Annotated in this window: 12 protein-coding genes; 1 reads left to right on the top strand and 11 read right to left on the bottom strand. The window is 60.1% G+C overall.

Features of this window, described 5'->3' with window-relative positions:
- Positions 1 to 101 precede the first annotated feature (101 nt).
- Positions 102 to 1,145 carry a type 2 periplasmic-binding domain-containing protein gene (locus DSL70_RS05460; RefSeq protein WP_119306896.1) on the bottom strand — a complete coding sequence of 348 codons (1,044 nt, stop codon included), beginning with the start codon at positions 1,143 to 1,145 and terminating at the stop codon, positions 102 to 104.
- Positions 1,146 to 1,627: 482 nt separating this feature from the next.
- Here DSL70_RS05460 and DSL70_RS05465 point away from each other — a divergent pair, with 482 nt between their 5' ends.
- On the top strand, positions 1,628 to 2,977 hold the full coding sequence (locus DSL70_RS05465; protein WP_119306897.1) for an enolase C-terminal domain-like protein: 1,350 nt from the start codon (positions 1,628 to 1,630) through the stop codon (positions 2,975 to 2,977).
- Positions 2,978 to 3,097: 120 nt separating this feature from the next.
- Here the strand turns inward: DSL70_RS05465 and DSL70_RS05470 are convergent, their stop codons facing one another.
- The 10 genes from DSL70_RS05470 to DSL70_RS05515 all read right to left on the bottom strand — a co-directional run bounded on the left by DSL70_RS05470 (position 3,098) and on the right by DSL70_RS05515 (position 15,190).
- Positions 3,098 to 4,696, bottom strand: a complete 1,599-nt coding sequence (locus DSL70_RS05470; protein WP_119306898.1) for a L,D-transpeptidase family protein — start codon at positions 4,694 to 4,696, stop codon at positions 3,098 to 3,100.
- Positions 4,697 to 4,910: 214 nt separating this feature from the next.
- A complete protein-coding gene (locus tag DSL70_RS05475) occupies positions 4,911 to 5,876 on the bottom strand; it encodes a vWA domain-containing protein (protein ID WP_162916381.1) in 966 nt (321 codons plus the stop codon).
- On the bottom strand, positions 5,873 to 7,384 hold the full coding sequence (locus DSL70_RS22715; protein ID WP_119306900.1) for a vWA domain-containing protein: 1,512 nt from the start codon (positions 7,382 to 7,384) through the stop codon (positions 5,873 to 5,875). The genes DSL70_RS05475 and DSL70_RS22715 overlap by 4 nt, the downstream gene beginning before the upstream one ends.
- Before the next feature lie 10 nt (positions 7,385 to 7,394).
- The gene (locus DSL70_RS05485; RefSeq protein WP_119306901.1) at positions 7,395 to 7,787 is read right to left on the bottom strand and encodes a hypothetical protein; all 393 of its coding nucleotides are present in this window, start codon (positions 7,785 to 7,787) and stop codon (positions 7,395 to 7,397) included.
- Between the two features lie 24 nt (positions 7,788 to 7,811).
- Positions 7,812 to 8,519: a hypothetical protein gene (locus tag DSL70_RS05490; RefSeq protein ID WP_119306902.1), complete on the bottom strand. Its 708-nt coding sequence runs from the start codon at positions 8,517 to 8,519 to the stop codon at positions 7,812 to 7,814.
- A 42-nt stretch (positions 8,520 to 8,561) separates the two neighbouring features.
- Positions 8,562 to 10,157: a formylglycine-generating enzyme family protein gene (locus DSL70_RS05495; protein WP_119306903.1), complete on the bottom strand. Its 1,596-nt coding sequence runs from the start codon at positions 10,155 to 10,157 to the stop codon at positions 8,562 to 8,564.
- The gene (locus DSL70_RS05500; RefSeq protein ID WP_162916383.1) at positions 10,147 to 11,388 is read right to left on the bottom strand and encodes an ABC transporter permease; all 1,242 of its coding nucleotides are present in this window, start codon (positions 11,386 to 11,388) and stop codon (positions 10,147 to 10,149) included. Before DSL70_RS05500 ends, DSL70_RS05495 begins: the two co-directional genes overlap by 11 nt.
- The gene (locus tag DSL70_RS05505) at positions 11,334 to 12,077 is read right to left on the bottom strand and encodes an ABC transporter ATP-binding protein (protein WP_119306905.1); all 744 of its coding nucleotides are present in this window, start codon (positions 12,075 to 12,077) and stop codon (positions 11,334 to 11,336) included. The genes DSL70_RS05500 and DSL70_RS05505 overlap by 55 nt, the downstream gene beginning before the upstream one ends.
- Complete coding sequence (locus DSL70_RS05510) at positions 12,074 to 13,960, bottom strand: vWA domain-containing protein (protein ID WP_119306906.1); 1,887 nt, start codon at positions 13,958 to 13,960, stop codon at positions 12,074 to 12,076. Before DSL70_RS05510 ends, DSL70_RS05505 begins: the two co-directional genes overlap by 4 nt.
- 18 nt (positions 13,961 to 13,978) lie before the next feature.
- On the bottom strand, positions 13,979 to 15,190 hold the full coding sequence (locus DSL70_RS05515) for an NADH-quinone oxidoreductase subunit E (RefSeq protein WP_119306907.1): 1,212 nt from the start codon (positions 15,188 to 15,190) through the stop codon (positions 13,979 to 13,981).
- Positions 15,191 to 15,205: the final 15 nt, after the last annotated feature.

Genomic DNA, 15,205 nt, shown 5'->3' on the forward strand with positions numbered 1-15,205 from the left:
CGGGCAGGCCTGCCGCCCGACCTCAGGATACGGATAGAGTGCGGAGAGCCAGACCCGACATCTCCTGGAGAGGCTTGCCGGGTCCGGAAGAAATCCGAGGACTAGTGGATGCTCTTGATGATCCCTTCATATTTTTCCATCTTGTCCTTGAGATAGGCCGAAGCTTCAGCAGATGGTTTGAAGTTTGGAATGAAGAAGGAGTTCTTCTGGACTTCCTGAATCTTGCCTTCGGCATAGATTTCGCCCAGAGCCTTGTCCAACACCTCGATCAGAGCCGGGTCCATCTTCTTGTTGTAGAGGAAGAAGAATTCCTTATCGAACGTGAAGTCCTGCTTGCCATCAAGGGTGACGGACACCTTCGGGGAAACGAAATCAAGCAAATGCGCCTGAGTGGTGCTGCCCATGCCTTCCGGTTTGGTTTGCTTGATGGTTTCTTCGCGGGCAGTCAGCCAGACAAAGCGCATGGCTTTCTGATCTTCAGCTGGCAGTTGCGTATATTGTTCGTTGGCCTGGACAGAGCCCTGAATAAGATCAGCCTGTCCGTCAAACAGCAGCTGGTTCTTGTCGGACTGAGAGCCGGTGTTCACGGCAACCAGATTGCCTTCCTTGCCCGGATAGCGCAGCTTGATGGCGTTTTTTAGAGCTGAATAGCCAATTTCGGAAACACCGCCCGGCTGAATGGCAACGCGAATCTTGGTATCCTTGGCGCAGGCCTGAATGATGTCTTCAATGGTCTTGTACGGAGAGCTCTTTGGAACCAGATAGGCGTTGCCCGGATTGATGGCGATGGTTGGTCCCACAATGAAATCATCAAAAATGTCGAAGTAGCCCTTAACGCCGTAGAGATAGCCAAGATAGGACTGATCATGGAAGATCATGATCGTGCTGCCGTTGGAGATGCGTGCCAAGGCCTTGAAGGCAGCGCTGGAGCCAACTGCGTCGACCTTGACGTTGATGCCGAGTTTCTCGCCCAGAGCCTGTGCTACGATGGCCGAGTTTTGATAGGTGTCACCACCGGTCGACTTGGAGCCGATAACAACGCGCAGGTTGTCGGCGAACTTGGCATCGGCAGCAACAGCCTGCGATGCAGCAATGCCCATGAACGCGGCCATTGCGACCGCGAGCCCGCTTTTCAGAAACTTCATTTTTTCTCTCCCTAATGGAACGCCCCGGCGGATGTCCCCAAGACAAGGCTCCGGACAACATCCTGCTGCCGACCCATCGGCACGATTGTGGCGCTCTGATCATGACGGCACATTGCGTCCGTCCTACCTCCTTTGATTGCCAACCGAGACCCAATTCGCCAAGCCCATGATGCTGACATTGGCGCAACTGCAGTTTCGAAGCATGCAGCGCAGTCAAGTTTCCTCCAAATGAAAACGCTGTCATTTTATATTAAGTTCACATCCCTCTTTCTGTCAAGCGCCCTGTTATGGGGATCGGATCCTTTGAAAAAACTGGCCAAAATACTAGGAATTTAGTCTAATATTTCATTTTCTATCCACAAAACTACGCTCAGTTCAAAATAATGGTTGCGCTTTCATTGTTTGTTTGTCGAAATAGAATGCACGTCCCCAGTCGGAACGAGGAGCCGCAAGAGGAGACGACAATTCGGAGGAAATTCAAGATGGTAGCGCCAGAAGCATTCGGGACGGGTTCCCCGAAGGTTACGTCCATGCGTGTTGTCCCGGTTGCCGGGCAGGACAGCATGTTGCTGAACCTGAGTGGAGCGCATGCGCCCTATTTCACACGCAATGTGGTTTTGCTTGAAGATGAAACCGGACGCATCGGGGTGGGCGAAGTGCCCGGCGGGGAAAAGATCCGCCAGACGCTGGTCGATGCCATCCCGCTGGTCGTAGGCCAGCCGATTGCCCGCCTGAACGGCATACTCTCCGCCATGAACGAAACCTTCGCCAACCGGGACAAGGGTGGACGCGGCACCCAGACCTTCGATCTCCGGATCGCCATCCATGCGGTCACGGCAGTGGAGGCAGCCTTGCTCGACCTGATGGGACAGTTCCTGGATCTGCCGGTTGCTGCCCTGCTCGGCGAGGGCCAGCAGCGCGACAAGGTGCGCATGCTGGGCTATCTCTTCTATGTCGCCGACCGCAACAAGACCAACCTGCCCTATCGCGCCGAGCGCGATGCCGCCGACGACTGGCTGCGCCTGCGCAACGAGGAAGCGATGACACCGGAAGCCGTGGTGCGTCTGGCCGAGGCTGCCTATGAGCGCTATGGCTTCGAGGATTTCAAGCTCAAGGGGGGCGTCTTTGCCGGTGAAGAGGAAATGCTCGCCGCTGCCGCTCTCAAAGCCCGTTTCCCGGAAGGCCGGATCTCGCTTGACCCGAACGGCGCGTGGTCCCTTTCCGAAGCCATTGCCCTTTGCAAGGGTCAGGGCCATATTCTGGCCTATGCGGAAGATCCGTGCGGCGCCGAAGACGGCTATTCAGGTCGCGAGATCATGTCCGAGTTCCGACGGGCCACCGGCCTTCAGACCGCCACCAACATGGTCGCCACGGACTGGCGGCAGATGGGCCACTCGGTGATGCTGCAATCGGTCGACATTCCGCTGGCTGACCCGCATTTCTGGACCATGCAGGGCACGGTGCGGGTGGCGCAGATGTGCCGTGACTGGGGCCTCATCTGGGGCTCTCATTCCAACAACCATTTTGATATTTCGCTGGCCATGTTCACCCATGCCGCAGCCGCCGCTCCGGGTCGCATCACACCGATCGATACCCACTGGATCTGGCAGGACGGTCAGAGGCTGACCAAGGAGCCACTTCTCATCAAGGGCGGCGAGATTGCTGTGCCTGAACGCCCCGGCCTTGGCATCGAACCGGATGTTGATCAGATCATGGCGGCGCATGAGCTCTATAAGAAGAAGGGGCTGGGCGCGCGCGATGATGCCCTCGGCATGCAGTTCCTCATCCCCAACTGGCAGTTCGACAACAAACGCCCCTGTCTAGTGCGATAAGTCTAGTCGGCAAGCAGAGCGCGATGAAGCCCTGACCTCTCCTGACCTTGGATGCCCCGGTCTCTTGATTGAGCCGGGGCCTTTTCTGTTGCCCCCAAGAGCGCAGGGGCAACGCCGGAATCACCCCGTGAAGCGCGGGCTCTTGCGGCAGACGAAGGTCAGTTCCGTGTTGGGCTCGGCGGAAATGTCCGAAAAGATCAGGGCGCCATCATAGGGGGCCCGGATTTCCTCGCCCGAAGCACGGTGACCGATCACCTGCCCTTCCCTAACCTCGGCGCCGGTGATGAATTTCTCCACCAACCGGTCATCGGCATGCTCGGCCAGAATTGCATCCATCATTTCATAGACGCGCGGCGCGGGACGGTCGGCTGGCAGGGAAAAGTTGATCATGTCGAGATGGGCAAGGCCGTTGAGAATGCACTGCCAGGCAACCTCGGCGGCGGCCGGATCGTTGTGGTTGCCACATTCCACCGTGATGCCATAGCCACCGGCAAACCGCATGTATTCGGTTGTTCCGACCCCGAGATTGGCAGGCATGATACCGCGGTCCCCTGCCGCCTTCTTGCGGGCCTTGATGGCCTTGTCAAAGGCCTCCATCCAGCCATGCACCATCAGGCCCAGCCCCATGGCACTGGCAAGGGCCAGTTCGGCATCCGCATGGGCGAATGGCTCCAGCGGGCCATCATTGTCAAACGGCCCGAACAGGACAAGCGGCTCACCTTCAGAGGTGAAGGAATGCAGGTCGATAAGAACATCATGGTCACGCAGAATCGGGCAGATGACATTGCAGAGACGATCCTCGAAATCCTCCGGCACGGTCTTTTCCGAGAGGTTGCGATTGAGGTTGCGCATGCCTTCGCGCTGGTTTCTGCGCCATGCGAGCGGATTCATCACCGGCACAAAGGTCACCGAACCGCGCGTCAGGCGCAGGTGCCCGGACTTGAAGGCGGCGATGGCTCGGGTGATAGCCCGGGTGCCGCAGGGCTCATTGCCATGCACGGCCCCGGTGATCAACAGCTTCGGGCCGGGACGGAGCGAACGGAACGTCACGGTTTCGAGCGTTTCCATGTCCGGTCCATCGGCCAGCAAGGGCAAAGCGAGCGCATCTTCGACGCCCACCATGTCAGCAGGCGCTATATCGATGACCATGCCCGGCTCAAGGCGGCGCGCCAGCTCGAGGAGATGCTCATGGGCAACCGCGACGCAGCCAGCCGTGCCGGAGAAATCCTCGCGCGCCGCATGCAGAAAGATGGCACTGCCGCCACCGATCGCCGGCGTTGCATCATTCCAGCCTAGCGGCACAAAAAGATCAAACAGCCGTTCTCCCAGACGCGAAGGTGCGTCTTCGCGCATATCCAGCAAGAACCGGTTGTAAAGCCTGCCGGAAGCCTCTTCACTCCAGTTGTAGTTTGCCGGTTTTTCCTTGAAGGGAAAGGCAAATGCGCCGGGTTCATCACCAAACACAGCCCGGTCATAGAAGCCATACCGCAGAGGGAAACAGCCAATGGGGGTGCAGCCGTCGCCCTCTCGCTTCAACTGCGGGGCGACCAACCCGTTACGGCCCACCACGCAAGGCACCTGCCAATCGCCAATCGACAATGTTGCAAGATGAGGCGCTTCCGGATCAGCGCCCGCCCGCACCCGGATCATCGGCTGGTGGAATGCGCTTTCCTCTCCATGCGCTGGGGCAGAAAGATTGCTCACGGTTTTGTCTTTCATGGCTATTGGCCTTGTTCTGGAGAGGGCATCTCACAGAATGCCCTTGACGGAGAGTGACAATCCGCCCCCTTGCCGATCCGATGGAGGCAAAGGCAACCGGACAGCCCCGATCAAAAGCACAGCGGTGCGGTGCTTGCAAGGCAGAAGGCGGTTGGGGTTCGGGTAACCTGTGCAACCCCGCCAGCAATGGTGAGGCGCAAGCCCTTGCGACAGCTTACTGACATTCCTGCCTTGCCCCCTTGTTGCCCAGATCGACCAGCACATCCTGTAGATTCTGACCCAATTGCTTCGGCTCCAGCCATTTGCCGCCTGTTGCGTTGGCCACGCAGGCAAGGGCTTCCTCTCCTCCAAGAGAGACGACATCGATTTCGATGTCAGGATTCTGCCGTGCAACGGCACAGGGATCGCCATCGCAAGAATCCTTGCCATCACTAACCAGAATAATGCGGCCGCCGCCATTACGCTTGACCTTCTGAATGGCCAAGTTGAGAGCCTTGGCTGCCGCAGTTGACTGATCGGCGGACAGCTGATTGATCTTCTGGATCATGCGGCCGCGCCTGTCATGGGAGTAGTTGCCCATATCCAACACGTCATCGCAGCCGGAAAAGGCGACCACTCCGATGTCAGTGTCCGGATCCAGTTGCCCGGCAACTTCAGCGACAGATTCCTTGAGGGCATCAAGCCGCTTGTGACCCGGTTTCTTTTTGAGACCTTCATAGACCAGCAAGGCGGCGCTGCCCAAAACCCCTCCTGCTGCCATGCGCTTTTCAAGTTTCGTGGCCAGAGCACTGTCGATATCCGAAGGCAATGCCATGCTGGAGGAATGATCAAGAGCCAGAACGATGTAGCCCTTGTCCTCCGGGCGCAGGCATTGCCGGGTCGGGTCGGTTACTGGTGGTGCCTCCGGCTGTGTTTCTGGCAGTTGCGCCTTGGGCGGTTCGGGCATTTCCGGTTCACAGCGGGCGGCTTCCTCTCCGTTCAACTGCATGAGGGTGTGGAGTTGCTGTTGCAGGTCATCGAGACGGCCATTGTCCGGCATTTCCTCCGCCGAGCACCAGCTGACACCATACCCCCAGAAACGGATGCCGCAGGCCTTCAGCGAGAGATAGCCGATCACGCCGACGAGACCGGCAAATACAAGCCACAAAGTGACGAGAACCACCAAACGCATCCCTTTCATCGGCATTGCTCCCTTGCACCATTGAGGCCCAGATCGACAAGGATCTGCTGCAAACTGCGCCCCTGCCGTGCTGGTTCCACCAAACGCCCGCCCGTTGCTTGCGCCACACAGGCAAGGGACTGCCTTCCGCCGAGCGAGATGACATCGACCTGCACCCCTGATATCCGCTGCGCAACAGCGCAAGGGTCGCCGTCGCAGGTGTCATTGCCATCGCTGACCAGAATCACGCGCCCGCCGCGGACCCTGCCCGCCTTTTCCATCGCGACCTTGAGGGCATCGGCAGCTGGCGTGGCGGGCATGGTTTCGAGCTGGTTGATCTTGCCGATGAGCCGATCGCGCCTTGCCTTGTCATAGTCGCCCATGTCGACAACGCCATTGCAGCCAGCAAACGTGACCACCCCGATCCTTGTCTCTTCTCCCAGCCGACTGGCCACTTCACCGACCGAGCTTTTCAGCTCATCAAGGCGCTTACGTCCGGGGCTGGCGATATAGTCGTTGTAGGTGCGGGAAGCCTTCCATGCATCGGGACTTCCGGATTCCATCTCGGCCTCAAGGCGGATCGCCAGAGCAGGATCCATATCGAGCGGCAAGCCCATGCTCTTGGAATGATCTAGCGCCAGAACGACATAGTCGGTCTTCGGCTTGCCATCGGGGCATTGCGCCGATGGTGGAGGACTTGCCACACCAGAACCACCGCCAGCGCCTTTGCCACCACCACCAGAACCGGCCCCACCGCCAGTTCCACTGCCTGATCCGCCTCCCCCGCCGGCTCCGGTTTCTCCACCTGATCCACCTCCGGCACCAGCCCCTGCGCCGCCCCCGGCTCCTGAGCCATCACCTGAGCCAGCACCAGCTCCTGCACCATCGCCTGATCCAGCCCCAGAACCTGCAGCACCTTCAGCTCCGCCAGCACCGGCCATCTTATGGGGAGCCGGTTCGGGCAGCGGCATGGCTCCCTCGTCAGCGGCACCACCAGCTGCGCCACCACCTTCGGCCTTTCCTTCAGGAGAAACATCATCACCATCAATCGCGGCCTCAATGGAAGCCCCATCGGAAGGCTCGGCAGGAGGAGCGCCAGCAGAACCGTCATCCGGTTTGCCCGATCCGATACCTGCTTCCGGGACAATGTCAGCCGTACCGCCGCCCATTGCTCCACCAGCCCCTCCTGATCCCAAGGCAGGCAGCGAACCGGCAGGTCCAACGCGCCCCGCCCCGCCAACGGCCGACCCGTTGGGCATGCGTTGCCCCGGGACCACATTCGCCCCCATGGCCGGAGCGGGAGAACAGCGGGCGCGCTCGGCAGCGTTCATCTGCATCAGGGTATGAAGCTGCTGTTGCAGGTCGGCAAGGCGTGCGATATCCGTCCGACCGCCCGAAGTGCACCAGCTCACTTCGAACCCCAGAATCCTGATACCGCAAGCCTTGAGAGACAGGCCTGCCAGCCCCGTGACCAGAGCCACGAAGCCCACCCACAATGCGACCACAACCGCCAGACGCGCGCCCTTCATCAGATCTGATCTACTGCGTTTGCATCAGGGTTTCGACCTGGCTGCGCAGAGCTGCCACTTCCGCCTCGAGCCGGGCAATCTGGTTGGCCGGACCATTGTTCGAGCGGGCGGCGGCCAGCTCGTTCTGCTTGGCGGCCAGTGCGGCTCTCACCCGGGTCAGTTCTCCCTGCTGGGCGTAGAGATTGGCCTCGGCATTGGCTTCCTGATACTGACGCTGAGCGGCGATGGACTGTAGCTGATTGGTTTGTTGCTGATAGACGCCGTTGCTGAGGTTGCTTCTGGCGCACCAGTAGTCATCAAACCGGGCGTCTCCCGTGCAGGTCGACTGGCAAGCCGCCAGCAATGGCAACAGGGCACCCAGCGCAAGGCCGGGCATGAGGGTGGTTGATCGGATCATCTTCATGACTGCTTCTCTCGTTCACACTGGTTAGATGGTTACGCCGACTTCGGACGGCACCCGCGAATAGGCGGAGACCAGCGCGTCACGCTGGACGACAAGCGAGGCTTTCTGCGCCTTGAGTTCCTCGATCTGCTTGGTGACCTGCATGCCGTTCTTGGCCGCGCCTTCAAGGTCCTTGATGTCGCGATCGGCATTGGAGATCTGGCCGTTGACAATCTTGACGTTGCTCTGGGCGCTGGCCATCTGGGCGCGATAGGCCGTTGCATCAAGCTGCCCCGCGCTCAACATGCCGTTCAGCCGTTCAATCTCGGCCTGTTCCTCGGCCACAAGCTGGCTGGTATAGCTCGCCATGCTCTTGTAGGTGGCGATATTCTTTTCGGCGTTGGCGATGATCGATTTGAGCTGCCCCTGCTCGGCGGCCTGGGCTCCGGCCTGCTGGTTGACCCGATTGGCATCGGCTGCCCCAAGCGCACCGCCACCGATGGCACCGATGAGCGCACCTTTTGCCATCGAACGTTCGTCACCACCGAGCAGCAGCCCCAGACCGCCACCCACGATGGCACCGACAGCAGCTCCCGTAGCGATGCCCTGAACGATGCGCACATTCTCGGTTTCCTTCTGGCGCATTGCCATCTCGGTCGGGCTGAGGGTGCCGGTCGGCTGCTGGGTTGTCACGCAACCGGAAAGGGCGAGGGAGACGGCCAAGGCCGTGATGACGGTGAGTTTCTGCGACATGTCAATTGGTATCCTCTGGAAATTGAATAGATGGAATGGGTGTCAATCGATCGAGGCCGTGGGGATCTCGTCGAGAAAATGCAGCACGCTCTGCCGACTTCTGGACTGGCGGAATTTTGCGACCGAGTTTTCGAGCACTTCGACAAAGCGGACCATATCCGTATCGTGGCGCTGGGACAGGGCCTGCCTGACCACACCGGCCTGTGTCTGCAGCTCCTGCTGGCCAGCATCGGCAAGCGACTCCACCGTCTCGTAATAGGCATTGGCGATCAGCGAGAAATGGTTGAATTCCGCCTCGATCCGTGGGGCATAGAATTCCGGATGGGTGTTGGTCTGCCTGGCCTGCTGATAGGCGGCCTTGAATTTCTTGATCGCCCGGGCAGAGAGGAACACTTCCATGGCCTGAAGGCCGCCATTGGAGAGCGTGACCCGCATGGTGCGGGCCTCTAGTTCGTTGCGGCGGGCAAACTCATCCTGAAGCTGGCCCTGCAAGTCGCGAATTCTGGTCTGCAACTCGGTGTTCTGGACCTGATTGGCGACGGCCGCCATCTGCTGTAATGGCTGTTCGTCCAGCGGTCCTTCCACCTGCCTCTGGGTTTCTTCAAAGGCCGTTTCGAGCCGGGGAACCTCGGATACATCGCGCGGCAGCGACGAGGTGCTGACGGCAATCCGGAAGCCCATCGTGCGGCGCTTGAATTCCCCGCCCAGTTGCGCGTCAAAGAAGGGATATTCATCCCGCCGCGCCGAGTTGATGAGATCCGGGCTGTCAAGGAAGGAGCCACCACGGGCGACGAAGCCGCCGATGGCCCCATGCAGCCGGTCGGAGCGGGTCATGCGGAAGGAATCCTGCACGATCTCGGCGGCGTTGCCATAGACATCGTAGAGGCCGAGCGGATTGGGCTTCTTCTTGCCGACCGGTTTGGCCTTGCCTGCCGATGACATGGCGCCGTTATACCAGGCGTAGTCGTCAATCGTGCCATCGCTGAAGAACATCGGCTCGTTGCGTTGCGCAGGCGGCACCGCGCTGCCGCCGCGGGCGGCGAATTCCCATTCCACCTCGGAGGGCAGCCGAACAAAGCCGTTGGCAGCGCCGATCTGCGACAGGGTGGCCATCATGGACGAGGCATTGCCATAAATCCAGGCATTGAGCTTGCGCGTGAAGTCGATCGCGTCATACCAGCTGACATCGGTAACGGGAACATTCATCTTGCGCGACATGCGCGCCGGGCAGGCTTCCGGTCCCTTCATCACCGCATCATACTGGCCCTGGGTGACCTCATAGGCGCCGATCAGATAGTAGCGCTCGTGGGTCTCGTCATCGACGAGGGTGCCGGAGATGTATTCGTGATGGTTTTCCTCGATATAGCCTCTGGTCCGGCCCGCATCGCGACCAATCTGGATGCGCTGGTCACTGAGTGGCCCCATCGGCGACTGGGGATCCTCGGTGATGGTCACCACCTTCTTGAGGGCGATCTTGCCGCCACAGGGAATGGGCAGTAGCAGGACATCGGGGTCGCCCGCCGGGTTGTAATAGTCGGCGTCCCATGCCTGCTCGGCAAGGACTGCACCGGGGGAGAGGCAGAATAGCGAAGCACCAACGACAAACGGGCCAAGGGCACGAAACAGGCTAATAGTCACGGAACAGGTCTCCCGGGCGAATATGAGTTGACTTCAAGGCGACAAAAGATGCGAGCATGAGCTGCAGCAGAAAGGCTCCGGCGTTGATCAGCGCAACATGGCGGGGTGGCAGAGCAAAGATGGCCGTCAGATTGCCGTAGACGCCCTCAAACTGCAGGTTGCCAAGCCGAACCATCAGCAGGGTCATCAGGTCGGCCAGCACAATCCCGCCCAGCGCATTGAAAAGGCCGATGAAGACAAAGAACATGGCAACCCCGAGCACGCCCTGCCCCATCAGCCCCAGCAGAGCGACATGATGTCTGAGGCGCTCCAGCTGGGCCACCATGCCCGACCAGACCGCCAGGGCAAGGCCGACGAACAGCACCAACCCGATGGCCAGCACGATGCCGCTCAGAATCCTGTCGAGCCGCTCGATCGCCTCGATCCGGGCGGCATTGCTCTGCACCGAAAAGCCAAGATCGGTCATCGCTCGTGCAAGTCCCGCGACATGTTCGATCCGGTCGGCATAGAGCCGCAGACCGGAGTAGACATCCGGGCGCTCGGCCAGCGGTCGGCCTTGCTTGCCGCGATCGGGCAGCGCAAAACCGTCAATGAAGGCCTCGACCTCCTGAATGACCGAGGGTGCGATCAGCGCCCATTGGCCGACGACGCTTTCGGAAGAGACAATGCCGGTGATGGTGAGGGGGATGCGCAGCACTTCCCTTTGCTGCTTGCGATTGGTCGAAATCTCGAAGGCATCGCCGATTTTCCGCCCGAGTTTATCGGCCAGATCCCGCGTGATGATGGCCTCACCAGCCTCAGACGGCATTTGGCCCTTGTCGAGCAGCGGGTCCCCCGCCCCGGTCGGCAGCAGGGAAACCGGCGTCCGGTCACGGCCATTGTCGTGGCTGGCAAAGGCGCGAGAGGCCAGAAAGCGGGCGGTCGGCAGCACGAAGCCAACGCCGTCCAGTGCCTCGATTTCCGCCAGTTTCTGCGGCGTCAGAACATAGTCGCCCTTCACCCGGATTTCGAGGCTGGCGGGCGAATTTCGCAGCTCGTCAAGCATCGACTGGATGAAGCCAACCTTCATGCTCCACAGCAACATGGTGGGCACCAACACGGATATCAGCGCGATCATCGCCGCGATATTGGGCTTGGGCGCGCGCATGATGCTCTTCATGGCCAGATCGAGTGCTATCATTGCCTGCCCTTGCCCCCATTCTTCTCCGAGCGGGGTAACAGCGTCGCGCATATGGTACTGTTTGCCTGGGTGCTGGTGCTGATCTCGTAGAAGTCGAACCCGAAGGCCTCGGCCAGTTGCCAGTCGTGGGTGATCATGATGAGGACCGCTCCGGTGCTCTCAGCCGCCCAGATGATGGTCTCGATGCAGTCTCGCGCCGTTTTGGGATCAAGCGCACCGGTTGGCTCATCGCAGAGGATGATCGAGGGGTGATGGGACAGCGAGCGGGCGATCGCAGCCCGCTGCCGCTGCCCGACCGAGATTTCCGACGGCAGGGCGTCGGCGATCATGGCGATCCCCAGCCGCTCCAGCAGCTGGTGGACAAAGGGGGTGTCGGGGCGGTCGGAAATGCGTTGTTGCAGCAGCACATTTTCCCGCACCGACAGAAAGGGAAAAAGCGGGCTCTTCTGCATGACATACCCAAAGTGGCTGGCACGCAGTCTGGCACTGCGGCGGCGGTTGCCGGACACGACACCGAGGTTGTGGACCATATCGCCCACCCTGAGTTGGAAGCGGTCGCAGGACGTGGGGCGACTGGCCATGGCGAAGATGTCCATGGCTGTCGTCTTGCCGGAGCCAGTGGTGCCGACGACGGCGATCTTCTCGCCGCCCCGCGCCTGAAAGGCCGGGATGGAGAGCTCGAATGCCCGGTCGGTATCCCTCAGTTCCTTGCGCATCCCGCGAACGTCCAGTTCGATCATGGCATGCGGTCCAGCGAAATGGTCGTCACGGCTTCGCCGGGCGCTGCATTCTCATGCAGATTGAACCAGCGGTCCGGATCCGCATGGACACGCTCATAGTAGCGCAGCTTCGATTCCAGACCGTTCATGATGTCCCGCTGCTCAGGCGCACTGAGCGTGACCCAGTCGGCCATAGTCATGGCTGTGGTCTGGCTCTTGTAGGGCAGATCGTCGAGATATTCGGCAATGGCATCGCCAAGGCTCTGGTTCTCCCTGAGCTGGGTCGGATCATTCGAGGTTCGGAGCGCCAGATCCTGAATGCTCTGAAAGAAGGCGTTTGCATCGATGATGCCGCCGGGCCGGTTGGCTTCATCGACAATCTCGTGCAGGTTCTCAGCCATCGTCGAAAGCTGGTTCTTGGTCAGCAGGATACGGATGTCCAGCGCCTGCCGGGCATAGGCTCCGAAAGCCCGATCGATGGTCCAGGCCCGATAGAATTCCGGGGCCTGCTCACCCTGCTGGTTGCCGCGATATTCAAGCTGAAAGGCCTTGGCGGCGCGCCGGAGATTGGCCTCGGTGGAATTGTCATTCTCGTCCGGGGCCAGGATCTCCTTGTCCTGCTGGATGTCCTGCGAGGTGGTCACGATCTGGTCGGCAATGAGGCCAACACCGTTGCCAAATTCCTGAACGTTGCCCTCGCGAATATCGGTGTAGAGATCATTCATCGACCCGACAAGGCGGGAGGCCTGCCGGTATTTAAGCTCGGCGAAGCTATGATCCTTCGCGCCCGCCGGGGTTTTCAGATGCATCACCAAAAGGCGGATGCCCTTGTCGTTGAGATCGCCAGCCAGTTCGGGAATATCAAGCTGCTGGGCGTAGTTGTCGCCGAACTTGGGCGACTTGGGGCCAGCGTCGGTGATCAGGATCATGTATTTGGCGGCGTAGGGCTGCCAGTTGTTGTCCTTGCTCGCAAAGGCAATACCCCCAATGGAATCCTCGTCGAACCCGACCGTCGGCACGCTGGCCACGTCCATCTTGTCAATGGCCGCAAGGAACCGGTCGGTGTCGGCCTGCTCGTCCAGCGGCAACAGATTCTTGACATGATAGCCAATGCCCGGGTTGGCACTCTTGGACTGACGGAAGCCGACCAGCCCGAAGGACACCTTGCCCGCAAGCGGCGAATTTTCCAGCTGGACGCCGATCTGCTCGATGACCTCCTTGGTCTGGCGGATATAGGGGCCCATCGACTTGGTGGTATCAATGACAAAGACCACACCGGCACGGAAGTCCTGCCGGTCGGCGCGGACCTCTGGGGCCGTGACCGAGCCGACCTCGATCATGTTGCCTTCGTTGTCATCGGGAAAATAGATCGATTCGTGATCCAGAATGGGCAGAAGGTAGAAATTGTTGTTGTCGTTGATGGCGTTTTCCGGCTCCACCGCAACGATATTCTGGCTGTTCTCAAAGGCATCCGGCGACAGATTCGCCTCGATGTCGCTGGCCAGATCATCCATCGACTTGAAGAACAGATGGCGCACCCGCCCCGCTTCGGCCCGGTTGTTGAAGGCAACGACGATGGATTGCTTCCAGTCCACCACCTTGTCGGACTTGATCCAGCCAGCGGCGTCGCCATGGCTGTTGATGCCAACCTCGGTGAAGCCATCCTGTTCGCCATAGACATAATAGACCGAGAAGGCAGGAACATTGCCCCGGATCACCTGAGCACTTGGCGAGGCAGCAGACAAGAGTTGACCGCCCGGCTTGGTAACGATACGTCGGAACAGGGTCTTTTTGCCCTGCATCAGCAGCGCATCACGAGCCTCAGCCGTTGTTCCGAGACCCGGCAGCGGGGTCACCATCAGGTTTGCAAGGAACAGGGCGAGGGCGAGAACAATCTTTTTCATGGAGCCAACCTTTCAAACCTATTTGCAATAATCATCGACTGCTGTACGGGCGTTTGCGTCCTGATAGTATTGAGGCTGCAATTGCTGGCAGAGCGTCCGGATGTCTGCCGCCGCAGCCTCATCTCCCCCAGCCTTCAGGCGCGTATAGGCATCAAGGGCAGTGGTCGCGTTCTTGATGGTTTCGGCCCCCGCAGCGGCCGGTTTGGCCGGATCATATTTTTCGGCATACTGACGCAGCGCGGGCATGTAGCCCTTGTTGGAGGCAAGGCGCAGGAAGTCGGCTGAAATGTCCCTGAGCTCGTCGCTGCCAGCGGTTTCCTCGGCTGCGGCAAATAGCTGCTCGCCGGACATCTGACCATCCAGCAACTGCTGTTGCCAGTAGGACCGATCCCGGACCATCGGGCCCGGCTGCGGTTGTTCGGTCGCAGCCGACTCGGCTGGTGCGGCCTGTTCCGCGGTTGCCTGCTGGTCGGCATTGTCCGACGCACCAAGCCAGGAATCGCGGAAATACCAGCCAAGGCCGCAGACCAGCAGCAGAACAAGAGCCGCCACCAAGCCGCCCTTTACCGCCCGGCTCATTGGCGCTTTCGGTGTCTTCTCCGGTCGCACCTTCTTTGGCTTCGGCGTCTTTTCGGGAGCTTTCACCTCAGGGACAGCCTCAACAGGAGACTTTTCCGGCACCGGCTTGTCTCTGACTGGTTTGGCACCGAAGGTTTCCGGATCGGCGAAGATAATGGGAATACCATCAAGATACACCGTGCCATCGTCGATGCTCTCGCCATGGGGAAGTCCAACTTCCCCCTCGCTCATGGCGGGCTGCTCTGCCCTGTCGAGCGGAGCCTTGACCTTGAGGCTGGATGCCACCGGCCCCTGATCATCTGCGGCCATCACCTGTGGCGACACGATGCCAAAACCGGAAGACCGGCGCCCGGAGATGGGCACAACGGGCCAGAAGTCCTCCTCGAAATGATTGGTGCCAGCAATGATGATCTTGATGAAGTCACCATCCTTGAGATAGTCGACAATGCTCGGCCCGAGCAGCATCCGGTTGCCGTCCACCGCCTCGATGGGCAGGCTCTGGGGCGTGCTCTGCCACCCCTGCAAACCGAGATAGCGGTCCTTGTCCGTCTCGCGCTCGATGACCAGAGCGGTCGCGGGCGTTGCGGCCACTTCCATGGTCAGCCAAGCATGACCGGGACCGCGCTCCTTGTGTGCCGAACTAATTCTCATTTCCTGCTCACTTTC

The organism is Cohaesibacter haloalkalitolerans, assembly GCF_003574655.1.
In the GTDB taxonomy this organism is placed as follows: Bacteria; Pseudomonadota; Alphaproteobacteria; order Rhizobiales; family Cohaesibacteraceae; genus Cohaesibacter; species Cohaesibacter haloalkalitolerans.